Here is a 21579-nt window from a genome sequence, read left to right as displayed (position 1 = left end):
CCTCATTCCAGTTCCCCCCGACACATTTGCCGCTCAATCTCCCGTCGCTTTACCAGGCCGGGCAACTTCTTTCCGCCTGCATATACCCAGCGCAGCAGCTCGTCGCAAGCTCCTGGGAAGTCCCCGGCATTTGCTCGCTTGGCCAGCGTGCTGGCACAGAAGCGCGCGGTACCAGTGTTGAACGCCATACTGATAAGGGCCGCCTTCTGGTAGTAGGTAAGCGGTGCGTGGACGCAGGACAACACGCCGTCAGCGTGCTCGACCAGGTCGCTATCGAGCAGCGACGAACATTCCCCTGGCGTGTATGGGCGGCCCAGCACGGCGGTCTTAGTGTGGCCGGCGCACGCCGTCACGATGCCAATCGGGTCCTTGTAGCCGCGCAATACCACGCCCTCGAACTTGGGGACGTACGACAGCAAAAGCGCCGCGGCACTGGCGCCAACCGACGCCTGCAGAGTTCGCTTGGCCGCTGGCTTCATTCGTCAGCCTTCCGCGCATCCTGAATCTCCTGCAGGATGGCCTGCAGGTCCGGCTGCGAAACGACGCGCGCGAACGCCGCGCCGAACGACACCAGCGCAGCGGCGAGCGATACCAGGGCAGGCCTCCCGGTGAAGTACAGCTCCAGACCAGCTTCTGCGCTAGACATCACGCCGGCCAGCAGCGAGAGACGCACGCTCCAGAGCTTGGGAAATTGCTTCTTCCAATCTTCGATGAGTTGCATGGGACCTGCTCCAATAAAAAAGCCACCCGAAGGTGGCTGAGGTCAGCGCGTTGCAACGCGCAACTGTGCGGTTCGTCTATCCGTTCGGCCGCTGGATGTGGTGATCTGGCAGGACACGTCATAGAACGTTTCCGCCACGCCACTACCCAGCCAGAAGATGACCTTCCCGTCCTCCACGGAGGTCTGCTTGCCTTCAGGATTGACAATCAGGCCCGCCGCTGCGATCACCACCGGCGTACCGGTGATCGTCTCGCCATCGGCTAGCCAAGCTGACCAGTCAAACCCGTAATCAAGCACGGCAGCCGGGTCTTTTGGCGGGAATGCAGTGGTCATGCTGGGATCTCCAAGACTCGTGTTTCGCGATCGATACGCGTGGCGCGCTGTTCGGCGGATATGGCGATGACGGTCCGTTCGGCCTGCATGGCGCACAACCGCCGCTCCGCTGGCACCTTGACCATCCGTGATTCGGCAGGCACCAAAACCATGGCCGGCTCAGATGGCCCGGCTGGCTCACCTGTGACCAGTCCGGCAGTCTGAATCGAGGCCGGACCCAGCACGCCGGCAAGCGCCCCACTGATGGTCTGCCGACCGACGATATTGGCCACCGTCACGCCCAGCGTTGCCGACATGACACCGGCCACGCCGTTCACGGTCTGCCCGCTGAAGCTGGCGGTTGACGGAGATAGCGTGGCAGCCGCCGCGCCCGAGAATGTCAGGCGCCCAGTGATTCCAGGCGCGACACCACCCAGGATGGGCGCGAGCGTGCCGCCTACCGCCTGCTGGGCGCTGAGCGACGCCGACACCGGTCCTAGCGTCGCCACAATGACACCGCCGGATGCATCGATGACTGTGCCCGCGAGCGCCGCCGATAACGAGGCAAGGCTTGGGGCAATCGAGCCGCTAAACGTCTGCGCCCCCGTCATCGCGGAAGCGGTACCAACCAGCGAGCCCGACACGGTACCCGACAGCGTCTGGCCCCCAAACAACGCCGCGCCAGCGCCGGCCAGCGCCCGCGCTACGCTTCCGCTGAAGGCCTGCACCGCGGCGGCGGATGCCGTAACGCTGCCCACTGTTACCGCAGCAGAACCGGCAAACGACTGCACTGCAGCTGCCGAAACCGTGACAGATCCTAGCGCGCGCGAAACAGAGCCGCTGAACTGCTGGCTTCCGACCAGTGCCGCCGTGACTCCACCGATCGCCGCAGCGACCGTGCCCGTTGTGCCGCTGGACGCCGTATAGGTGATGACGATTTGACCGTCTCCACCCGTTCCGCCCTGATTGTTGCCGGATGCACCGCCTGCGCCACCACCCCCGCCGCCTGGCGCGCCGCCCGCCCCTCCCGCTTCCGGGGTGCCAGCTCCACCTCCAGCGCCCCCGCCGCCGCCGTTGGTATTGGCGGCGCCCGCTGCCCCGGCATTGGCGCTGGCCGCGCCACCAGCGCCGCCACTGCCATTGTTCCCGGCGCCGCCCGTTCCGCCGTTGGTGCTGCTGATTCCACCACCGGCCCCGCCGGCGCCATTCGGACCGCCAGCGCCACCGCCACCTGCGCCAGCCCCTGACGGGCTCGTAACCCCCGAGCCGCCCGCCCCGCCCGCAAACTTGGTCGTTCCGACCCCGGCCGTTGTCCCGCCCGCCCCGGCCGTGCCCGCAGCACCCCCAGCTCCGCCGGATCCGCCCTTCGCGCTACAGGACGCGCCCGCGAGCGTGGTGCCGTTGAACCAGGTATCACCGCCGGCGACGCCATTGCCATCGGCTGCAGCCCCGCCCGCACCGCCAACTCCGATCTGGTAGGTGACGACCTGACCCGGCGTCAGGACCAGGTTAGCGATCTGCGAGAAGGCGCCCCCACCGCCACCGCCTCCGGCATGCCCACTGGCGCTATTCGCCCCACCCCCACCACCGCCCGCCCCGTGCGACCGAACGGTGTTGACGTTGGTCCAATCCGCCGGAACTGTCCAGGATGTGCCCGTTGTGAGGGTAATTGTTGGCACAGCCGCCCTCCGTTATGCGATTACGGGTTGCCCTCGGTCAGAGTCGCCGAGGTGATGCTGACAGCCGCGCCCGCCGAGATTGCAGTGGCGTTCAGGTTCAGGTCCGAGCCACTGGTACCCACGTCCATGTCCATTACGTGCGTGGTGCCGTCCGCCTTCACCAGCCGCGCCCATGTCGCCGTGCCGGTGGCGTCTGCCGAAGAGTCGGCGGTAATCGCGCTCAGTGTCAGCACGCCGCCTGACGCCGCCGGCGCGAGCGTAGCGCCGCACGTCAGTTCCGCGAGCAGCGTGGTCGCCGCCCCACCTGTTGCCGGTCGGCTACCCGAATACAGGCGTAACTTGGCGTTTGCGCCAGCCTGTGCGGTGATTGCGTCGAGGCGCGCATTTCGCAGCGCGGTGGACATGCCGATGGTCATGATCTAGCCCCTGAAAATGAAAAAGCCCGCACTAGGCGGGCAGTGAACATGGTAGAGCGCCGATCAGTCCAGAGCGGTTTTCGTCGGGTCATGCGCATCGACCACAGCGATAACAGCGCTGATCTGTGCCATCGTCATCGCCGGGTAGGTGAAATAGACATTTCCATTGACGTCCCATGAAAACGGCAAGCCCTGCAAGCCTGCAGCCTCGATTTCAGCCGGGAAAGTCGGACCAATTGCTTTTTGTGTCATGGTGGATCTCTCGTTTATTTACGCGAAGGAATGTTGACCGAAACCCCAGTCCCGCTCGAAACGCCGGCGGCGCCGTACCACGTACCGGTAACAGCGCCAGATACGAACCCAAACATATTTACCGTATGCCGGCCCTCTGAAAGACCTGATACCGGCTGCGAGACGGAGGAACTGACGGGCTGCCCAGCGAGGGTTGGTGCGACCGAGGCCAATGGCCCCGTTACTACCGCACCATCCACGGCGATATTGCTTCCAACCGTGTAATTTGCTGTACTTACAGCCGCGAGCGCCGTCAAGGAAAACTGGGGAATTTCCTTTGCCCATAGCAAGAATGGCGTACTCAGGTTCGAATTGACGTTCGTGGGCGTCAAAGAGTTTGATCCTGAGTTCGACTGCAGGTTCGTCACCGCCGAATAGCCTGGGTCGTTGACCCAAGACCGCGCCGTTGGCTCAAACGTCGTCGCAGTCAATGCATAGACCATACCCACCAGCACGAGCGAGTTGTTTCCGCTCTGCACCTCGACACCCGTCGGGTCGGTCACGTGCCCCGTGGTCGAGGCGACCAGCGACGGAACGCCGGAATTCGGGTTCAGGTAGATGTAGTGCAGCGTGCCGGCGGTCAGGCCTGACGCTGCCAAAGTCACTCCGCCGCTCGGCACGGTGACGATGCCATACCCCGGGCTATACACCAGGCCTGCGCGGACGCGCGAAAGCGTGAGCGTACTGGTGTTCGTATAGGAAAGCGCGCATTGCGGGCCCGAACCAGCAATCACTTGCGCAAGTTGCGCAGCATGCTGGGCCTGCGTCGCCAACTGTACCGACAGCGCAGACCACCCCGTGCCGGCCGCGTTGCGCTGTCGAATAACGGGCGGCGTGGCGGAGACGTCCATCCACAGCGAGTATGGAAGCACGCCGCCAGGCAACCCGGCCGGATCGGTTGGCCCCGATGCCAGGCTCGCCAGATTCGCGAGCGCGGCATTGATGTCCAGCACGAGCTGCAGCCCGGACAGGGTGCCGGTAGTCGGGATACTGATACTGTCCTGCGACATGGTTTCCCCAAAAAGAAAAAGGCCACCGAAAGGTGGCCATGAGTGGACGATTGCGTGGGTCAGTAACCCTGCGCGGACCAGTTGATGTTTCGGGCAACTGCTGTCGCGCCGTTCATGACTTGCACGTCGAAGCCGGTCAGCCCGATTCCCGTAATGACGACGCGGTCTCCAGCCTGCGCATTCAACAGCGTCACCTGGACGTGCGGCTGGCTCTCACCGTTCGGCCCAGCATTGAAAGGATCAGCGAAACCAATATGCAGACCGCTCGTGCCGACTGCGATGTTCGTACCCGTGTCGATCCGATCCGGCATGTCCACAGTGAAACTGAACTGATCCACCTCCGGATGAATCTCGGGATCGCTCGACGTGAGCAACACACGCGCCGTGAAGTACTGTCCGCTGTAGACGCCCGGCACGAAGTCGCGCCACGCCCCGAATACCCCATCGGCCTGCGCAATCGCAATCTGGGCTCTTGCTGTGACCGCTGCACCCAGAGCTTCTCCTAGCACGTCGAGGTTGTCGAAGATGTTCGCCAACGTCAGAACGTTGTCGGTCGAGCGCACACCATGGACCGACATCTTGAGGATCAACTGACATGGCGCCACTCGGCCAACGTTCACCTCGTGGCTTGCTGGCAGCGTATAGCTCCCTGACGATGCGATTCCGCCGTACTGGAGGACATTCACCACCGGAAGCACATCGGCGGCTGCCAGGATGTTGCCGGAGCCGGCCAAAACAAGATTGCCCTTGTTGACGGCGGCACCTCCAGTCAATGCCCCAGGCCAAGTCGGCGCCTCGTCCCTCGTCACCAGGACATTGCGCACTAGCGTGGCACCTTCGATGACGATGGATGACGCTGGAGAGTAAAGCGTGGAACCGTTGGGGGTTACATACCTTGACGCAACCCAGTACGTGCCATCGCCAACTGCCACAACATCGGGAACTGGAGTTGTGGTCACCACCGCCGCGCTTTGCCACGATGAACCAATGCGAACTTCGTACCCTGGCGCCCGGATGTCCACGACCGGAGTCCAGGTGATGTGCGTCAGTTGATCCCGAAATACCGTCGTCACATTCTCGGGCTGCGGCAGCGGCGCGATCAGACCCTGCACGACATAGCGATCGCCCTTTCCAACCGGCGGGCTACGCAGCTGCACGAGCGGAGTTGGGTTGACAGTCACCGCCACGATGTCGTTCGTATATGCCTCGATCTCCAGACTGTTGTTCGTCGCACTGTACTTCTGCGGCGAACCCCCATTGATCGTTACTGTCACGTCCGCCGAACTCTGCATTCCAGTGACCCAGGAAGCAGTTACACGAGTCCGCCCGGTGATGCCGTCCAGCAGTTGCTCCCTGAAGCCGATCGACAGAACGTTGCCATCTAGATGGCTGTACACCCTCGGCGGCACATAGTCATACCCGCCAGCTGCCGATGCGTAGTAAAGGGGCTCCTCGTCAGTCGCGATGATCTGGACTTCGTTGCCGCCCGCCTGGGGAATCACAGCGATGATCTTGACGAGTTTCCCGGGCGTCGCCAGCGGATCGAAAAAGAACGCCCAGTCGTATGGGAGCATGTCCGGGTTCTCCGATGGCACCGGGAACCCTGCCGGGATTGGCGAGGCGAGCGTGATCGTGGTCACGTTCCCACTGCCACCCTGCACTCCAAAGACCTGGTACGTCCCATCGGGAAAGCGGATACCGACATAGCCAGGCGACGCGCTGAGTGGAACTGCTCGATCCAACTGAAGCGTAGTGCGATCGCCGCCTGCAAGCCGTCCAGCGTAGCCCCACGCCGTCATGTCGTGCGACAGCACCACCACATCGCCTCGCTGCGCGACAAAGCCCTCAAGGTCGGACACCCAAGTAACCTTGCGGCGCCGGTAGTACTGCGCCGCCGCCATCAAATTGGCCTTCCGGCCGGCCAACGCCGCGCTGGTGCAACCCGTGAAATCCAGCGTCACCGGGTTCGATGGTGCCGTCACGTTCGGCGCCTTCGCCCGCACTTGGTCCGTCGCCCAGTCCTTATCTGGGTTGGTGAAATTGACGACAATCTCGTCGGCGAGCTTCTGAGTGTTGTATTCGACCTGGAAGCTGTCTCGCTTAATATTGAATGGACCGAACTGCATCACCGGCTGCTGGCCCGGTGCGTCCCATACCACCCCCAACTTGCCAGTCATCCACGTGGCTGAGCCATCACCGCAAAGCGCGATCTGGTCGAGCATCGTGGCAATACTGGTGGCGGCACCTTGGACGAAGTTGCACGTCAATCCCTTCGCTTCGCAATAAGCACCAAACTCCTTGATGCCCTCGATGTCGATACGGCTATCGGGCAGCCCAGCGCCATACACGCGCTTGCCGTTGATGAACTTACCGCGTGCCCACCACAAGAACCACCATGCAGGATTGCTCGTCGCCTGAGTGACCCAGCCCACGCCGGTCCACACTGGGCATACGGCCTGCGCCTTCGCCGACAGCGTGTCCACTGTGCCATTCAGCTGCGCCGAAGCGCGGATCTTCAGGCCCACGCGCACCTGTCCGGTGTAGTCAGCGGTATCCGCCTGGAAACTGCGCATTTGCGACCAACTGACGGAGTTTGATTCCCGCGTGCTGGACACATCCGGCGTGAGCTTCCGCACTCGCACGTCGTACTGCCCTTTCGGCACGTCGATCTGGAACGTGAATCGGTCCGGCGTCTGTGACGCGCCAGTGATCGTGTACGACCCATTGGCGAATGGCACCCAAGCGCCCGATCCTGTCGGAGCGTATTGCATCTCGAAAGTCGCGGAGCGCGGATCCATCCCCCCCTTGTCGTTGACGAAATACAGCGTCGTCACAATATCGAGTGCGATCGCCACGGTATCGACCGAGGTCGACCGTTGGGCCCAACTGGCTACGGAACTCAACTCCTGGACTGCCAAACTGTCCACGTTCCCGTGAATCATCGACAGCTTGCCATCCGGCCCACTGGTCTGAATGCTGACGCCCGCATAGCTACTGAGCGGCGTGTCGCCGATCTTGAAGTCGCTCAGCGTCACGTCAGACAAGCCGAAGTTGAATGCCTGATACAGGTACTGGTCGTTGCCTTCGAATACCGCGTAAGGCGTGCTAGCCATATCCGGCACGACCTTGTTGTATCCCACGCATAGGAGCAACGGCTCGTACAAGCGCGAGGAATTTCGGCCGCCGTTTAGCGCATAGGTAGGCGTTTGGCTGTTTGACTGTGCCGCAGACGATGACAGCGAAGCCTTCGGCGGCGGCAGCAGCGCATTGATCAGCAGAGAGCCGCCGATCATGACGCCAGCACTCAGCAGGGCACCGGTCGCACTCACCGTCGTTACGCCGCCGACAGACGTCAGCGTACCCCACGCTTCTGGCGCCAGATATGGCGCGTAAATGGCCGCCGCAACCACAGCGATCATCGCTACGGTACGCAGCACCTTGCCGGCGCCCCCACCGCCCTCGACCGCTGCACGGATGACCAAACGGTCGCCCTGACGCGGCATCAGCAGTTCCCAGTTTTCCGACGGTACCGGGATGTCGTTGCACCACAGAGAAACCGCCCCATGGGGCAACTCAGCGCCTTGTCGCTTCAGATACTCACCAACGGTCTCCCCCTCGAGGAAACCGGCTACGTGGACGCGGCGCCCCTCCGATGTCATCGGGTGCGGAAGGTGCACCAGCGACGGCGCGCGATGTTCGATCACTTCCATTTGTAGAACCCGTCAAGAATAAGGCCGGTGCCGGGTAGTTCCCGGATGCGGTGGCGAACTACCTGCCGAGCCTCGCGCGAGTTATGCAGCACCCACGCCACCCCGTTGATTTCGTAGTAGACGCCGACATGTGCGAGCCGGCCGCGCGCAATCATCACAACTGCGTCACCATCGGCCGGTTTGGCAGTCCGCTCGCCAATCTCGTCGCAGCACTGCGTCACCAGCGCGGAATCGGCAAATGGGCCCGTGCCTCGGGCGGACGGGATGGCGACATGACGTCCGAATACTTCCGCCAGCACTAGGCGAGCCAGATCTCCGCAGTCGAACTTCCCCACCACATAGGGGCGGAACATGTAGGCATCACTCCAATGCATCAGAACAGTCCCGGTGCGGTGTCCGGGCGGTATTGGACCGCCACGGCCTGCTGGTTAAGCATGTCGAGATAGCTCAGCGCGGCCGACACCTTTTGTGGTGTCGCGCTGATGCCCGTCATATCCAACGTCATGCTCCACTCGACCAAGTTTGGATTACTGCGCAGGATCTCCGATAGCGTGGCTGTGGCGCCAAGCCCCCCTTGGCTAACCTCTAGCCACTGGACCAGGTCGCGCCCCACGTTATCCACTTCGAGCCGCCCCTGAGGCAACTGCCCCTGCTGGTCGTCCGGCACAGTGCAAGCGAATGCCAGCGCCTGGTAAAGATTCCCATTGCTTGTGACGTCCTGCGTGTCGTTGACAACCCTGATCGGTGCCCCGAGCGCTGGGTGATCAATCTGCAGCAACAGTAGTGGCGACTCCGGCGCGGACAGGGCATTGATCGTCTCCCTGTATTGCGGTGAGTAGATGCGCGCCATTAGCCGTATGTCTCCAGCGTAAACTTGATGATCCAGCTCTGCCGGGAATCAGCGGTTGCATACTCGACCTTTCCGCCGACGATGCGCGCCAGCTTCGTCGTCGCACTGAGGGGGTCCGGCCAGTTGAACCACAGGGACCCGCCAGACAAGTCGTCCCGAACCCAGCTTTCGAAGCTGTTGCGAAACGATAGGCTTCCCACGATGAACTGCACCGTCCGCTGGATGATCGCTCGGGAGTTTCGAGGGCGCTGCTTGTCCGGACCGGAATCCATTTGCGTCACCAACATGCCGAAGTCCGGGCTCTGCTGGAACCCGGACACCATCGGCGCCGGCATATAGCTTGGGAACGTCGGTGTCGTCATGATCGAGGCAAGTTTTGAATGGCAGAGCGAACCGGCCCGCCCTTCTGCAGGTCGTCCAGCACAATCTTCAGCACCATGCCCTGGGCATCAAACTGCGGCGTGGCGCTCTTCACTTGAGATTGCTGTGAACCCTGATTCACGATCTCAACCCTGACGTTCCCGCCGCCCGCCCCTACCGCGCTCATGGCACTGTTGGAAACGACCGATCCGGACGACGACGGCACGAACAATTCAGGACCCCGCTCGCCAACCAGGTAAGTGCCGCCAGCACCAACGGGACCACCAGCAGCCCGCGCACCATCGATTGAGACACCAACCGGGCTGCTCATGTCGACGGGCGTTCCGGCCATGTCCGTGCTGCCCTGTGCGCCGCCGAACAGCGCGCCGCCGGCAATATTCCCAATCATCCCGGCCAACTGCCCGAAGATCCCGGACAGTGCGGCTCGCGTTTGGATCCTCACCAGATCGGCGATCACAGATTGTGCGAAGTCGCCGAAGTTCAACTTCCCGGTCGTCACGAAGCTGGTGATTCCATCTTCCATGCGCTTGAATGCGTTCGTAGCAGAACTGCTGGCCTGCGCCATCACGTTTCGCGTCGAATCCGCATAGTTGGCCAGTGCCTCGGCTGCGCCGTTCACCCAGTTCGACTGCTTATCCCGGAGCGCCGAGTAATAGTCGCCGTAGGCTTGCAGCGACTGATTCAGACCGTCCCGAATGTCTTCCTGCGCCTTTCGGTAAGCGTCCGACTGCCTGGCCGCCGCGGGGGTGGCCTTCTCCAACTGAAGCTGAAGGTTTTCGTACTCCTTGTAGATCGACTTGACCGCCTCGGCTTGCTTCTGCGCCTCACTGCCGCGCCCCATGGCGTCCAGTTGCCGCTGGTACTGTTCCCCCTGCGACTTCTGGATGCTGCCGATCTGCGCATTGACGGCCGCCGATCGCTCTTCCAGCTTGGAAATGTCCTCCTTCAGCTTCAGTTGGCGCTCGTGCTCCACGTTTTGCGAGAGAAGCGCCTTGATCTGGTCCTCCGCAACCAGATAGCTCTTCTGCTCCGCCGTCAGAACCTTCTTCTCTTTCAGGTCGGCGAATTTCTGTACCCACTCGGCCTGCAGCTTCTCGGCGCCGGTCAGCTTCTCTGTCGACTCCAGCGCTGCGCGCGTCGCCGCGTCCTGGTCGCGGAGTTGCTGGATGAACTTCGTTGCTGCATCGTCCTGGACCGCCTTGGGCTTGGCTGTCTTCGGGTCCTTGTACTTGTCGTTGATCCCGCTCACCAGCTTGGCGTAGTCCTCTTCCGAGAACTTTCCGCCACCAGCCAAGATTGCTTCGCGGTCCTTTTGCAGCTTCTCCAGTTCCTTCTGGCGGCGCTGGGCGTTCGACATGACCGTGTCGGCCATCTTGTCGACACGTTGCTGGGCAGCGATAGCTGCTTCCTGGCGTTTGGCGTTCGCCGCCTGCGTCTCCGCTGCACGCTGTTCGATTCGCTGCTGCTCCTGGAGCAGTGCGACCTGCTGGTCGATTTGCTTTACGCGGCCAGACGCCAAGGGATTGGCCTGGATGCCACTGCGCTCGCCCATCAGTGTGTCGATGCGGTCCTGCAGCGTCGGGCCGGTGGACAACCCCTTCTTGGTCTCTTCCCAGAAACGGGAGACCGCCGCGGTGGCGCTGCGCCACGCCTGCTCTGCCTTGGACAGATTGGCAACGGAAGAGCTTGCAACCTGAGCTGTGGTGGCGTCGATCACCGCCTTCAGCGCCGCGTGCTTATCTCCCGACTCCTGCAGCGCGACGATGTGCTGGTAGGTGGCCACGTCCATGAAATGCATGGACTGGTTGTGCTCAGCCGCCCACTTCGCGGGATCCTCGGCCAGCTTGGCGTAGTCCTTGCTGACGTTCTCCAGTGATTCGCCGGTTGCCCGGGACGTCCGCAGAATCACCGCCGCGAGCGACTCCATCTCGCTGGCCGTGTAGCGACCGCTCTTGGTCAGGTCCAGCAGCACGTCGCGCGCGTCGCCGAACGACGAATTCGCGTCCGATGCCACTTGGCGTGCCAGCCCCTGAAACGACGACGCGGTCTGCGCGGCGTAGTTTCCCGTCAGCGCCAGGGTGTTGTTGAACTCCTTGGCTTCCTTGTTGCCTGCGTAGAACGCGTAGCCCAGCGCGGCGGCAGCTGCAGCGGTGATCGTCAGTGGGTTGATCAGGCTGATAACGTAGGTACCCACAGCGCGCACCGCGGGCCCAATGCCACCGAACATATCCTTCAGCTGTCCGCCCTGCTGCGTCAGGATCAGCAGTGGGCTCTGACCGCCGGCGAGCTGCGTCACGATGTCGGTCATCTGGGCAGGCACCATCCGCATGGCGGCGGCCGTTTGCTTTGCCGATACGCCTACGCCGTCGAGCGCGTCCTGCACCTTCTTGCCGCCGCCGGAGTTGCGCTCTACCTCTTTCAGCTTGTTCAGGTAATCGGCGACGGCCTCGGTCACACCGAGTTGGGCCGCCTTTTGCTCGAGCAGCTGCACCCGCGTCTTTCCTGCCGACTCCGACAGGCGCGCGACCTGCTGCACGTACGCGTTGATCGCGCGGGCGCTGGCGTCCGAGCCGTTCTTGGCCGCCTCGGCCACCGCGTCCTGCGCTGCCTTGGTGCGGCGCGCGGCCTCTTCCTGCTTCGCAATGAAGGCGTCGGCGCTGGCCCGGGCCTTGTCCAGCTCGGCCTTGTATCCGCTGGCGTCTGCTGTGACGCGAACTACGGTTTCATTTGCCACCGGAGAACTCCTTCGCCTTTTCCTGAATAACCTCGTCGACTGCGGCGGCGGCGGCTTTCCGCTTTGCCTCGAAGCCTGGTCGGAGAAATGGCTGCGCCGCCATCTTCGACGTGCCGTACTCCAGGAACCGACCGTAGAACGCTTCCTTGGACCACGTCACGATGTACGACGCGAGCCGGCCAGGGATGGATACCTCGTCGTCGTACGCGATGATGATGTGCTCACGCAGGAACCCAAACGGACGCTTGCTTTGCCTACCCTCATAGATGCCCTTGTCGACCGGCGCGCGCAGCTTCACTTCAGCATGAATCTCACGCGCGCCGGCGACGGCGGCCTGGCGTAGTACCGACTCGCTGGCGATCTCGTCCAGGTCGTTGAGCGCGGCCTTCAGCGCGTCCTCGTTCTCGACCGTGACGGATCTTGGCTTCGCCATTACTGCCTCCTCGGGAACATCATCTGGTCAATCAGGCTCGATTGGGCTTCCGCGTCGTCCAGCAAGATTGGCTCTGCCGCACGCCCGGCGCGCGAATGCTCATTCCACGGAATGAAGTCCAGATCGCCAAACGGCGCGGCTTGCTTCTGCCGGTCCCTATGCACGTTGCCGATCATCGACGCCACCACCCCAGCCCGAAGATCGTCGTAATGGCTGCCCCACGGCTCCAGCCTATAGAACGCCATCCACTCATTGAACTCCGCGCCGGAGACCGTCGCCTGCGCTTCTGCTACTGACTTTCCGAGGGCGATGGCGAGGCGGAACCAGAATCGCCGCTCTGGGCGGCGCCGGAGTTTTTTTCCGCTTCCTCGGTCGCGTTGGCACCGATGCCGTTGAGCTTGAGGGACACTGCCAGGACGCGCTCCATGGCCGCCTGGCTCTTTGCCCGCAGCGCCTCAATGTCGGCCTCCTCGAAGAGCGGCGCGCCGTCCTCGCCAACCACAGTCGCCACCAACACACTGGCGGAAAATTGACTGTATGGCACCTTGCCCTCGCCCTGCCGGGCGAAGAACTCGTCACGGGCCTTTCCTGACATCATGGCAACACGAACGGTACCGCCCCACTCGGGGACCTCGACGTCTTTCGTTTCGAGGTCCGCTGCCGCCAGAATTGCTGCTTTCGTAAGCATGCCCATGTTATGCGTCCACCACGTCGCCAGTAATACGGAGCGTCACGCCCGAGGTCTTCAGCACCTGGTCAACACCGCCTTCCAGCGGGCTGTTCTTGCAGTAGGCGTTGAAGGTCTTGGTCTTGCCGTTCGGCAGCGTGAGCTTGTAGGCCTTCTGCGTGCCCGCGCGCTTCGATGCGTCGACCGCCTGCTGGCCGGGGTCCGTCATGTCGCGGTTTACGTCGAAGCTGAAGGTGCCCCAATCCTGCAGGCCCAGCATGAATTCCTTGGCCGTCGAGTCCAGATCGGTGACGTCCAGTTCGCTGGCCTGGCCGTCGAAGCCCTTGAATGACACCAGGTTCTCGACCTTTGTCCAGCCCAGCGGCGTAATCGTGCCGGCAGCCGTGATGGTCTTGCCCGTCGTGTCGATGTCGACTGCGATCGTATTGGTGGTCTTGTTCTTCACCACCACGGTCTGGCCGTTCAGCAGTGCAGCATCGGCGCCAGTCAGCCCGGCCAGCGTCGTCACGTCGCCGTTGCCCAGGCCGTGGGCTGCCGACGTCAGGATGGTCGGGAAGCCCAGGGCGATGGCCGTGATCGTCTTTGCCGCGCCTGCGGTGCTGGAGATTTCCAGCTTCGATCCCTGCGCGGAGATTGCGGTAGATGGCATTTTGACCTCGTCAAAAGTAAAAAAGCCCGCGCAGAGCGGGCAAGGAAGAAGCCGTTTTCGCTACGGCTTGAACCACAGGCTGAAGTCCAGCCGGGATCCGTATAACTTGGTGTCCGATTCGTATGTGCTTACCGGCGCTCCGATTGGGAGGCCACCGACCGCCACCAGCGCGGTTCGCGCGCTACGCAAGGCGGCTATTGCGCCCGCGCGGGTCACCGCCCACGCGTTGATCTGCATCCGGGCGTTCTCCAGATCAGCAGGGCCCGACATGTCGTTGACGTCCTGACCTCCGACCGCCTGATAGGTGAGATATGGACCCGCCGTGCCTGTCGGTGCGACATCGGGAAAGAACTTGATCCCAGTGCCGCCCAAGGCCGCCGCGACAGTTGATTCTGCGGATTCAGCCATCCGATGCTCCAATCTCGCACGCCAAGTCCAGCCGGTCACGGTCCTCTTCATCCGGAAGGACCGCCTGAATGTCATAGACGGCGGCACCGTACACGACCCGCATCGACGCGTCGATGTCAGCCCGGTATCGAACTCGAATGCTGGCCTTCACCACAGACTTCGGCTGGTCAGCCTTCAGTGTCTCAAGGCCATTCAGGTTCCGAATGTCCGCCCAGACCTCTGCAACAAGCGACCATTCCGGAATCGGCTGACCCAAGGCATCTGGCACAATGCCAGGCCGCTCGATCCTGATGCGCCGATTGAGTTTCCCAGCCTTCATGGTCAGCCCCAGATCTTGTAGGGGTCGAGCAGCCGGTCGTTGAAGTTCTCCGGCAGCTCTTCGCGGTTTTCGTACATCTCGCCGATCGCCAGCAGAATCCACTGTTTGATCGGCCGCGGAATGTCAGCCGCACTCTGGTACCCAGCCGTGTAGACGACGGTCACGGCTGCCATCTTTGTGGCAGTGGAAGGCCAACTCGACGCTGGCCGGATGCGTGCCGGCTCACTGGCAAAATCGACGTCGTACGCCGCCGGGTCCAGCGTCTGCGATGCCGACGCCGAGTCCAGATAGCTGATACTGCCTACGCCGACCACCGGTGGATTCTGGAGGCACTGCAACTCCGCGAAGCTGTCCAGCGTAAGAGTCCAGCCGCTTGTCATTAGCGTGCGGCGCAGACGCTTCTCGCAGGTCTCCCGAGCGGCAGTGATGAGCTCGTCGATCAGCTCATCCTCATCGTCATGGTCGACGCGGAGGTGCAGCTTGGCCTCTGCGAGCAGAACCGGCTCAGCGGTCGGTTGTGTTGTGCGTCGCAGAGCCATGGCTTACTTATTTTCCGGTGCGGCCTTGCGCGCCTTATTGTCGGCAGGCTTGCTGGCCTTTTCTTCGGCGTCCTTGGCGGCGGCTTCCGCCTCGGCCTTGGCTTTCTCAGCGGCCTCGGCCTCTGCTTTGGCCTTTTCCGCGGCTTCAGCTTCTGCCTTCGCCTTTTCGGCAGCTTCCGCCTCTGCTGCTGCCTTGGCCCGTGCCTCCACCTCGGCGGCTTCGCGAGCTGCGGCTTCCGCCTTTGCCTTCGCCTCGGCATCAGCAGCCGCACGAGCGGCGGCGGCAGCCTCATCCCGCAAACGGTCGGCGGCGTCGCCATCCTCAGTCCAACCCTCGCGCCGAGATACATCGATCAGGTCCTGGTCATCCGTATGGATTTCCTGACCCTTCTCGAATTCCTCTACGATGCAGCCTCGATGGGCCCACTTGAAGTCCTGCAATGCAATGAGTTTCATGGAGTTCTCCGTGCGCGACGGCCTACTGCAAGGCCGACGCGCGGTTCAGGTCATTGGATCGGAGGTCGATCAGGAGGCTGCGACCTTCAGCAGCTTGATGGCCTGGGTATTGCGGAGCTTGCCGCCCACGCGCTTGCGCACGTAGAACTTCACGAAGCCGGGCGTGGTGATCTCGTCGCGGGTGATGCGCATGCCCACGCGGTCGACGATCAGGTAGCCCTCCTTGAAGTCGCCGAACGCGACCGGGAACGCGTTGGCCGCCACGGCAGGCATGTCTTCGGCCTCAGTCACGCCGTAGCCCATGAACATCGACGGCTGGCCGGCGGCCACCGACGGCTGCCACAGGTATTGGCCGGTCGAGTCCTTGTACTTGCGCATCGCGGCCAGCACCAGCTTACTGGTCAGCCAGTTTGCGTTGTTGCGGTAGCGAGCGCGCAGCGAGTACACCAGGTCGTAGAACAGATCCGCCGAGGTCGGCATGGCCGCCGCCTGGCCCGACGCCACATACTGCAACGTGCCGAACGCACGTGTGGAGTCAGCCGTTGCAACCGGAGCCGGGCCGGCCAGGATGCCGGTGGGCTTCTTGGTGCCGTTGCCATTCACGAAGGCTGCGCCCTCGCCTTGGCCGATGGCTTCGGATGCCGATTCGATCAGCCAGTTCTCCACGTCGAAGAACAGATCGTCGAGCGACTCTTCGGACGCCTGCGGCTTGGCCGATGCCATACCGAAGGTCGGGGCCACTTCCGCCAGGTCCGGCGTATTCGTCTGGTTGCGGGTGTCTCCCTCACCAAGCCACTCGAAGGCGGCGCCGCCGATGTCGATCAGTTCCTTGTAGTCGGAACTCCCCACCGTGCGGACCGTCGCCAGCTGGCGGATAGGCGAAATATCCACGGTCAGGCGGGAAATCTGACGCTCGATGATCTCGGGCAGCGCGTAGCCACCGGCCGAACCGGTCGATGTGATCACCTGGGCGGCACGCCGCTCCAGTTGGCTGCCGTTGGACTTGGCTGTGATCGCGCCAATCGTCTCCTTCAGCCGCGCCTCACGATCGATGTCGTTCGACTTGCGGATCCAGTTGCCGAGCGCCTCGCGATACTCAGCGACTTCGGGCGTCTCGTCGTCCTGGCGTCCGCCGCTCGGCAGCGCGCCCGGGCGGGCCAGCTTCGCCTCCAGCTTTTCCAGGCGGCCCTTTTGCTCCGACAAACCATTCATGTGCTCGTCCATCTTGGCGAGCTTGGCGTCCAGCGCTTCAGTCGACTGGCCCTTCTTGATGGCCTCGATGCGTTGATCGTTGGTCTTCTTGTACTCGTCGAAGGACTTGCCGATTGCATCGATCGCATCGGCAACCGACTTGATGGTCGGGTCGTCACGCAGTTGTAGCGTGGCCATCATCCCAATGGCAGTCAGAGCCATCATCTTGGCGCGGAACGCGCCGAAATCGCGGTGCATTTGGTTCATGGTGTACCCATTTCAGGAGTTAAGGGAGGACAACAGCCGCTGGGCGGCCTTCATTGCCTGCACGGTCGAATCCGCGGAATCCCTCCGCTCTTCTCCCATCTGCATGACGCGCGACACGAATGCCGTCGCGTCCGCCTTGCTGAATCCGGCATCACGCAGGATTCGCTCAGCATCTTTCGGGGCCGCAAGGTCTTCCGACGCGGCCTTGACGTTGGTGATCCGGGCCTTCTCATTGGCCGGGAAGGTAACCATCGAGACTTCCCACAGGTCAATCTCGGTAAGGGTCCGGACGTCTGTTTCGCGGTCGTACGTCCACTGCTTGGACATAAAGCCAATCGACAGGCCGGAGATGGCACCGAGCTTCAACAGCGCGTAGGCCTCCTTTCCGCGAGTCGTCTCAAGGGCCAGCTTGCCCTTGACGAGTAGGCCGCGATCATCCTCTGACATTTCCGACCACACACCGATCGGCTCGTTCGGATCGTGCTGCCAGAGCATGGCCGGCATCGTGCCTTCCGACTTATGCAGAGTCAGACTGCCAGCGAACGCGCCCTTTGCGATGACATCGTCGTAGTTGTCACGTACGCCGAACACCGACCCGTAGCCCTCGATCGTTCCATCGTCGGAGATCGCTTTGATCTGAAGCGCGACGTTGCGCACTTCGCGACCACTTGGTGCGTTGCGACACTCAAGCATTGCCCGTTTCATCGTTGGTTCCTTGCGGGTTGCCGCGCGTCATGTTTAGCGGCGTCAGGGGCTCATCGAGGCCCGGCAGGGGTTCCTTGCCGTCCTCATCTCGAATCTCGTTCCGGGTGTAGATACCCATCTCGGCCATAGTCCGAGCCCAAACTGCTCGGTCCTTCATGGACCCCGCCATCAGGTACCGGACGTCAAATTCCGCATAGAGCGGGCCGGATCCATCGAGGAGCATTTCGTCCATGCGTTGGCACCAGGTGCGGTGCCACGGCGCCAACGTATGCTTGACGTGCGCAGCGAAGAAGGCTTCGGAGCTGGCAAAGGTCGCCGTCTTGTCCGAATGGCCGACCATGATGGGGAAGACGCCGTAGCTGCGGCAAATCTCCTCTACCTGCAAGCGCCGCGTCTCCACGCTTTGGGCATCGACGCCAGATAGCCCAGTGTTGAACCATTTGGCATCACGATCGAGCACCAACGGCGTCCCTGCGTTCTCCGGCCCCGCCTTGCGCTTGATCCACGCGGTGAGGCGCTCGTGCTGCTCCGGATCCAAGGTGCCGGTTACCGAATAGGTACCACTCGGACGCAACCCATTGGCGTGCATCGAGGCCTGGCTCTTCTCGGTGGCAATTGCCAGCCCGATTGCAGAGCGAGCCAGCATCACCGCGTTCATGCTCTTGAGCCAATCCCATTGGAGCCCGTTGATCACAAAGACATCGTCAGGCTCGAACTCGCCGATCATGCCCCACTGATCCCAGCATCGGTACCGCACCTCGTAGCGCGAGACGCGACGGACATCCCACTGGCCTGGCTCAATCGGGATCAACTCACGCACGCGTCGGTTGTCGCCGCGCACCTTGATGGACAGGCCGGTGCCAGTCAGCGCCGCATGCACTGTCATCTGACGTCGCCACTCGAACGATGTCTGCCACTCGTTCGGGCGCCGCGACAGGAGTCGATACTCAGGAATGTTCGTGGCCTTCTCACGGCCGCCGTCCTTCGTCTCACGGTAGACGTGCAGGTTTGGCGTGGCGCAGCCGTCCGCAATCGCCTTGACGCAGGCCAGGACGGTGGCCACCTGCAGGGCCGTCTTGTCAGTGACGACAACGCCAGCAATCTTGCCGCCTCCAACACCGTCAATCAGGCCTGCGATCTGGTCATAGGTCAGTTCGGTCGCCTTGCGCTCGCTGACCGCCTTAGCAAGGAATCCCATTATTTCGCGCTCCTCGCCAACAACACGCCACCTGTGAGCGCCAGTGCACCGCCAACGATCGAACCCGCCGGCTCGTAGATCTGCCAGGCTCCGTAGGAAATTGCACTGGCGCCAGCCACCATCACCGCATCCGGAACCCAGGAAATGGCCAACGATCCGGCGCGCGTCAGGATCTCTTTCAGTCGCTTCATGCTGTGTCCCAGAAGGACCGACCCTTGGGGCCGGGGTTCAGGCTCATGAGGTGCGCCGCGTTCAGCAGCGCCATCAGTGGGTCGATCTTGGCCGTCCCGCTCGCCTGCTTCGTGATCAGGATGCCGTTGGCACGCTGCTCGACTTTCGCGTTACCTACGCACCAAGCCATCATCGGCCGTCCGGCATGCCAGAACGTACCTTCGGCAAGCTTCCGCTCGACCGTCTTGATCGTTCCGCCGAGCTTCCAGCCCTGCGAAATGCCTATCAGCATCTCTACCGGGATGCCCGCAGTGACCAGCTCGTCGTCGAAATTGACACCACTCGGATCGACGCCTATCTTGTCCAGAAGGCCGCTGGCATAGACTTGGGTCACGATCGAGCACAGGTCGTCGATGTCGTCACCCATCTCCTTGACGATTACCAGGTCACCGTCGCGCTCGAAGTCCAGAAACCGAGAAGCCTCTGCCTTGCGGCGCTCTAGAACTGAGGGATGAGCCCAGGCCTTGCCCCAGTGCAGCCAGTTCCCGGTTCCCCGCTCACGCCCGACGACGCCTGCGCCCAACAAGTCGTCCAAGCCACCGCCGTCTATTCCGATGTCGACTACTTCGGAGCGGGACAGCAGCTCTTCCAGAGTCAGGGTTTTCTCCCGCTGCTCCCAGAAGTCCGCGCCGGCCCAGCGGTCAGAGCGCAGAGAAAGCCCAATCTCGACATTGCCGTGCTTAGCGAGGAAGCCACGAAGGGATGCTTCACCCTCTTCACTGGCCTTGCGGTGCTCCCGCTCTAGAAAGGCCTGATCTACGGAGTGGCCAAGGTTCGGGTTGACCATCCCGAGGTTTTGGACGAGCAGGTGCTCCTTCGATTTGACAAGCTCGGGCGGATGCTCGTAGATGATCGGCAGAAACTGAGGATCGTGGATCTTGCCGTCGCGAACGTCCCGCGCGTACTGCAGCTTCTCCTTGAACACCCCCGCCGGCGGATCGTCGCTCTGCGTCGTGATCCAGATCACGAAACCTTCCGGTCGCGACGCGAGTCCGCCCAATGCCTCGCGCAGCATCTCCTTGGCGTTGGCTTGCTTACCGAAGAGCCACAATTCCTCGATCAGCGTCCCGACGCTCTTCTTGCCGGCCGCTGTGTTCGGGTCGGCGGCGATCACCTTCAGCGTCGCGTTCTTTTCGCGATGCGTCAGCGTCTTGATGTGCGTCTGCACCTGGATGAGGTCAGCCAGTTGGTCGTCCTCACCCGGCTCCTCGAAGGACACCATGTCCTTGGCCGGACCGAAGCTGTTATTCGCAACTTCGAGCGTCGGCGCGAGGATGGTGAACTCAGCCGACTGGCGCCAATTGCGGATCAGGCTCGTGAGCATGATCGACGCTGCCAGACCCGACTTGAAGTTCTTCTTTGGCAGCATCACGAACCATTCCGTGATGAGCCTGCGACCGCTGTCGGCGTCGTAGGCGCCGAACACCGTCGCCGCCAGATCGAAGATCCATTGGCCCGACGCCTCACCGATGGTTGGGCTGCCAGGGGCGTCGACAATGCGCAGCGAGCGCATCACTTCAAGCCCACGCTCAGCCTCCTCCGGAAAAATCGGCGGCGGAATGATCGATTCCCCGCGGCGCAGCCGTTCCGCCCAATCCGGGCATGCGGTTGTCCAAGTTGGCATCAGACACTCTTCCCACCGGATGCGACCAGCTTAGGAGGTGCTGCCGACGAATAGCGACCGCCACCAGCCTTCTTGGCCGCATCCTTCTGCGCGTCCTTCTTGCCACCCTCGCCCAACTTCTGGTGCATGAACGGCATGAGCGTCTTCGCCGCCTCGATGCGCTGGCGAGGCTCTAGCTCGATGTCATTCATCGCTGCCAGGAGAAACGCCTTCGGATCGTTGTGCGACAGAGCGGCAGCCAAGTCGAACTTTGGCTTGGGCGCGTCCGGCTCCGGGGCGGCCCGTGATTTAGCAGGGGCCGCCTCTTTCGCCGGCGGCGCCTTCTTCGCGGCCTTGACCTTTGCCTTGCGCTCCAGGTGCGCAAGCACGTCCGGGTCCTTCGCGAGGCGCGAGCCAGCCGCCGCGGCCGACGCTGCGCTGTAGCCAGCTTGGATCGCGGCATCCTTATTGGACATGCCCCTGCCCTTAGCCTCGGCAAACTTCTGCTTCCTGCCGGTAAGAGCCATGTGAAACCCCGCTCAGTGCGGGCCAAAAGTTAAACATTGCGCGGGACGTTTACTGTTTGCGCTCAATGATTTGCGCTCATTTCTTAACGCCGTCGCAGTGTTAAGCCCATTAACAAATTCCATGGGAGGGGAAATTTTCTGCGCGTGAGAGAACGTGTGGTTTCCGGCCACAAAGCCCGGGAGGATTCGACCGCCCCCTCCCCCATCCAATTTGTGCGCCTTGATGCCCTTTCTAGCTCGGCGCCGTGCCGCTTGAACCAC

The 21579-nt window shown here is 62.5% G+C and carries 26 protein-coding genes; all 26 read right to left on the bottom strand.

Features of this window, described 5'->3' with window-relative positions; translation table 11 throughout:
- Positions 1-2 precede the first annotated feature (2 nt).
- Complete coding sequence (locus ACOABP_RS16450; protein WP_474226194.1) at positions 3-479, bottom strand: lysozyme; 477 nt, start codon at positions 477-479, stop codon at positions 3-5.
- Positions 476-721, bottom strand: coding sequence for a DUF7940 domain-containing protein (locus ACOABP_RS16445; RefSeq protein WP_474226193.1), 246 nt, complete (start codon positions 719-721; stop codon positions 476-478). The genes ACOABP_RS16450 and ACOABP_RS16445 overlap by 4 nt, the downstream gene beginning before the upstream one ends.
- A gap of 42 nt (positions 722-763) precedes the next feature.
- The gene (locus ACOABP_RS16440; protein WP_474226192.1) at positions 764-1054 is read right to left on the bottom strand and encodes a phage fiber-tail adaptor protein; all 291 of its coding nucleotides are present in this window, start codon (positions 1052-1054) and stop codon (positions 764-766) included.
- Entirely contained in the window at positions 1051-1824 is a 774-nt protein-coding gene (locus ACOABP_RS16435; RefSeq protein ID WP_474226191.1) for a hypothetical protein, read from the bottom strand. The genes ACOABP_RS16440 and ACOABP_RS16435 overlap by 4 nt, the downstream gene beginning before the upstream one ends.
- Before the next feature lie 908 nt (positions 1825-2732).
- Positions 2733-3128, bottom strand: coding sequence for a hypothetical protein (locus ACOABP_RS16430; protein ID WP_474226190.1), 396 nt, complete (start codon positions 3126-3128; stop codon positions 2733-2735).
- A 63-nt stretch (positions 3129-3191) separates the two neighbouring features.
- Entirely contained in the window at positions 3192-3380 is a 189-nt protein-coding gene (locus tag ACOABP_RS16425; RefSeq protein WP_474226189.1) for a hypothetical protein, read from the bottom strand.
- A gap of 14 nt (positions 3381-3394) precedes the next feature.
- Positions 3395-4429, bottom strand: coding sequence for a hypothetical protein (locus tag ACOABP_RS16420; protein ID WP_474226188.1), 1035 nt, complete (start codon positions 4427-4429; stop codon positions 3395-3397).
- Between the two features lie 59 nt (positions 4430-4488).
- Positions 4489-8139 carry a TipJ family phage tail tip protein gene (locus ACOABP_RS16415; RefSeq protein ID WP_474226186.1) on the bottom strand — a complete coding sequence of 1217 codons (3651 nt, stop codon included), beginning with the start codon at positions 8137-8139 and terminating at the stop codon, positions 4489-4491.
- Positions 8130-8492 (bottom strand): hypothetical protein, encoded by a 363-nt coding sequence (locus ACOABP_RS16410; RefSeq protein ID WP_474226185.1) that lies wholly within the window; start codon positions 8490-8492, stop codon positions 8130-8132. Before ACOABP_RS16410 ends, ACOABP_RS16415 begins: the two co-directional genes overlap by 10 nt.
- A 20-nt stretch (positions 8493-8512) precedes the next feature.
- Complete coding sequence (locus ACOABP_RS16405) at positions 8513-8989, bottom strand: DUF1833 family protein (RefSeq protein ID WP_474226183.1); 477 nt, start codon at positions 8987-8989, stop codon at positions 8513-8515.
- On the bottom strand, positions 8989-9351 hold the full coding sequence (locus tag ACOABP_RS16400; RefSeq protein ID WP_474226182.1) for a hypothetical protein: 363 nt from the start codon (positions 9349-9351) through the stop codon (positions 8989-8991). Before ACOABP_RS16400 ends, ACOABP_RS16405 begins: the two co-directional genes overlap by 1 nt.
- Positions 9348-12104: a phage tail tape measure protein gene (locus ACOABP_RS16395; RefSeq protein ID WP_474226180.1), complete on the bottom strand. Its 2757-nt coding sequence runs from the start codon at positions 12102-12104 to the stop codon at positions 9348-9350. Before ACOABP_RS16395 ends, ACOABP_RS16400 begins: the two co-directional genes overlap by 4 nt.
- Entirely contained in the window at positions 12094-12537 is a 444-nt protein-coding gene (locus ACOABP_RS16390; protein WP_474226179.1) for an HK97-gp10 family putative phage morphogenesis protein, read from the bottom strand. Before ACOABP_RS16390 ends, ACOABP_RS16395 begins: the two co-directional genes overlap by 11 nt.
- Positions 12537-12782, bottom strand: a complete 246-nt coding sequence (locus ACOABP_RS16385) for a phage tail assembly protein T (protein ID WP_474226178.1) — start codon at positions 12780-12782, stop codon at positions 12537-12539. Before ACOABP_RS16385 ends, ACOABP_RS16390 begins: the two co-directional genes overlap by 1 nt.
- A gap of 44 nt (positions 12783-12826) precedes the next feature.
- The gene (locus ACOABP_RS16380; protein ID WP_474226177.1) at positions 12827-13231 is read right to left on the bottom strand and encodes a hypothetical protein; all 405 of its coding nucleotides are present in this window, start codon (positions 13229-13231) and stop codon (positions 12827-12829) included.
- 1 nt (position 13232) lies between these two features.
- The gene (locus tag ACOABP_RS16375; RefSeq protein WP_474226175.1) at positions 13233-13874 is read right to left on the bottom strand and encodes a phage tail tube protein; all 642 of its coding nucleotides are present in this window, start codon (positions 13872-13874) and stop codon (positions 13233-13235) included.
- Positions 13875-13934: 60 nt separating this feature from the next.
- Positions 13935-14282, bottom strand: coding sequence for a DUF3168 domain-containing protein (locus tag ACOABP_RS16370; RefSeq protein ID WP_474226174.1), 348 nt, complete (start codon positions 14280-14282; stop codon positions 13935-13937).
- Positions 14275-14601, bottom strand: coding sequence for a phage head closure protein (locus ACOABP_RS16365; RefSeq protein WP_474226173.1), 327 nt, complete (start codon positions 14599-14601; stop codon positions 14275-14277). Before ACOABP_RS16365 ends, ACOABP_RS16370 begins: the two co-directional genes overlap by 8 nt.
- Positions 14602-14603: 2 nt before the next feature.
- A complete protein-coding gene (locus ACOABP_RS16360; protein ID WP_474226172.1) occupies positions 14604-15140 on the bottom strand; it encodes a head-tail connector protein in 537 nt (178 codons plus the stop codon).
- A gap of 3 nt (positions 15141-15143) precedes the next feature.
- Positions 15144-15596, bottom strand: a complete 453-nt coding sequence (locus ACOABP_RS16355; RefSeq protein WP_474226170.1) for a hypothetical protein — start codon at positions 15594-15596, stop codon at positions 15144-15146.
- Positions 15597-15665: 69 nt separating this feature from the next.
- Positions 15666-17054, bottom strand: coding sequence for a phage major capsid protein (locus tag ACOABP_RS16350; protein ID WP_474226168.1), 1389 nt, complete (start codon positions 17052-17054; stop codon positions 15666-15668).
- 12 nt (positions 17055-17066) lie between these two features.
- Complete coding sequence (locus ACOABP_RS16345) at positions 17067-17759, bottom strand: HK97 family phage prohead protease (protein ID WP_474226167.1); 693 nt, start codon at positions 17757-17759, stop codon at positions 17067-17069.
- Positions 17740-18957, bottom strand: a complete 1218-nt coding sequence (locus tag ACOABP_RS16340; protein ID WP_474226165.1) for a phage portal protein — start codon at positions 18955-18957, stop codon at positions 17740-17742. The genes ACOABP_RS16345 and ACOABP_RS16340 overlap by 20 nt, the downstream gene beginning before the upstream one ends.
- Positions 18957-19148 carry a hypothetical protein gene (locus tag ACOABP_RS16335; RefSeq protein ID WP_474226164.1) on the bottom strand — a complete coding sequence of 64 codons (192 nt, stop codon included), beginning with the start codon at positions 19146-19148 and terminating at the stop codon, positions 18957-18959. The genes ACOABP_RS16340 and ACOABP_RS16335 overlap by 1 nt, the downstream gene beginning before the upstream one ends.
- Complete coding sequence (locus tag ACOABP_RS16330) at positions 19145-20812, bottom strand: terminase large subunit (RefSeq protein ID WP_474226163.1); 1668 nt, start codon at positions 20810-20812, stop codon at positions 19145-19147. The genes ACOABP_RS16335 and ACOABP_RS16330 overlap by 4 nt, the downstream gene beginning before the upstream one ends.
- The gene (locus tag ACOABP_RS16325) at positions 20812-21318 is read right to left on the bottom strand and encodes a terminase small subunit (protein ID WP_474226162.1); all 507 of its coding nucleotides are present in this window, start codon (positions 21316-21318) and stop codon (positions 20812-20814) included. Before ACOABP_RS16325 ends, ACOABP_RS16330 begins: the two co-directional genes overlap by 1 nt.
- Positions 21319-21579 lie beyond the last annotated feature (261 nt).

Source organism: Cupriavidus sp. HE11, assembly GCF_056097175.1.
Note: the sequence above shows the minus strand (reverse complement) of the source record. Positions and strands in the feature narration are given on the sequence as shown.

Coding starts and splice junctions, on each gene's coding strand:
- ACOABP_RS16410 (WP_474226185.1), bottom strand. CDS start 8,492: ATGTTCCGCCCCTATGTGGTGGGGAAGTTCGACTGCGGAGATCTGGCT.
- ACOABP_RS16360 (WP_474226172.1), bottom strand. CDS start 15,140: ATGGCTCTGCGACGCACAACACAACCGACCGCTGAGCCGGTTCTGCTC.
- ACOABP_RS16390 (WP_474226179.1), bottom strand. CDS start 12,537: ATGGCGAAGCCAAGATCCGTCACGGTCGAGAACGAGGACGCGCTGAAG.
- ACOABP_RS16330 (WP_474226163.1), bottom strand. CDS start 20,812: ATGCCAACTTGGACAACCGCATGCCCGGATTGGGCGGAACGGCTGCGC.
- ACOABP_RS16365 (WP_474226173.1), bottom strand. CDS start 14,601: ATGAAGGCTGGGAAACTCAATCGGCGCATCAGGATCGAGCGGCCTGGC.
- ACOABP_RS16370 (WP_474226174.1), bottom strand. CDS start 14,282: ATGGCTGAATCCGCAGAATCAACTGTCGCGGCGGCCTTGGGCGGCACT.
- ACOABP_RS16375 (WP_474226175.1), bottom strand. CDS start 13,874: ATGCCATCTACCGCAATCTCCGCGCAGGGATCGAAGCTGGAAATCTCC.
- ACOABP_RS16415 (WP_474226186.1), bottom strand. CDS start 8,139: ATGGAAGTGATCGAACATCGCGCGCCGTCGCTGGTGCACCTTCCGCAC.
- ACOABP_RS16450 (WP_474226194.1), bottom strand. CDS start 479: ATGAAGCCAGCGGCCAAGCGAACTCTGCAGGCGTCGGTTGGCGCCAGT.
- ACOABP_RS16405 (WP_474226183.1), bottom strand. CDS start 8,989: ATGGCGCGCATCTACTCACCGCAATACAGGGAGACGATCAATGCCCTG.
- ACOABP_RS16430 (WP_474226190.1), bottom strand. CDS start 3,128: ATGACCATCGGCATGTCCACCGCGCTGCGAAATGCGCGCCTCGACGCA.
- ACOABP_RS16355 (WP_474226170.1), bottom strand. CDS start 15,596: ATGAAACTCATTGCATTGCAGGACTTCAAGTGGGCCCATCGAGGCTGC.
- ACOABP_RS16345 (WP_474226167.1), bottom strand. CDS start 17,759: ATGAAACGGGCAATGCTTGAGTGTCGCAACGCACCAAGTGGTCGCGAA.
- ACOABP_RS16325 (WP_474226162.1), bottom strand. CDS start 21,318: ATGGCTCTTACCGGCAGGAAGCAGAAGTTTGCCGAGGCTAAGGGCAGG.
- ACOABP_RS16335 (WP_474226164.1), bottom strand. CDS start 19,148: ATGAAGCGACTGAAAGAGATCCTGACGCGCGCCGGATCGTTGGCCATT.
- ACOABP_RS16400 (WP_474226182.1), bottom strand. CDS start 9,351: ATGACGACACCGACGTTCCCAAGCTATATGCCGGCGCCGATGGTGTCC.
- ACOABP_RS16425 (WP_474226189.1), bottom strand. CDS start 3,380: ATGACACAAAAAGCAATTGGTCCGACTTTCCCGGCTGAAATCGAGGCT.
- ACOABP_RS16420 (WP_474226188.1), bottom strand. CDS start 4,429: ATGTCGCAGGACAGTATCAGTATCCCGACTACCGGCACCCTGTCCGGG.
- ACOABP_RS16445 (WP_474226193.1), bottom strand. CDS start 721: ATGCAACTCATCGAAGATTGGAAGAAGCAATTTCCCAAGCTCTGGAGC.
- ACOABP_RS16440 (WP_474226192.1), bottom strand. CDS start 1,054: ATGACCACTGCATTCCCGCCAAAAGACCCGGCTGCCGTGCTTGATTAC.
- ACOABP_RS16380 (WP_474226177.1), bottom strand. CDS start 13,231: ATGGGCATGCTTACGAAAGCAGCAATTCTGGCGGCAGCGGACCTCGAA.
- ACOABP_RS16340 (WP_474226165.1), bottom strand. CDS start 18,957: ATGGGATTCCTTGCTAAGGCGGTCAGCGAGCGCAAGGCGACCGAACTG.
- ACOABP_RS16350 (WP_474226168.1), bottom strand. CDS start 17,054: ATGAACCAAATGCACCGCGATTTCGGCGCGTTCCGCGCCAAGATGATG.
- ACOABP_RS16385 (WP_474226178.1), bottom strand. CDS start 12,782: ATGGCGTTCTATAGGCTGGAGCCGTGGGGCAGCCATTACGACGATCTT.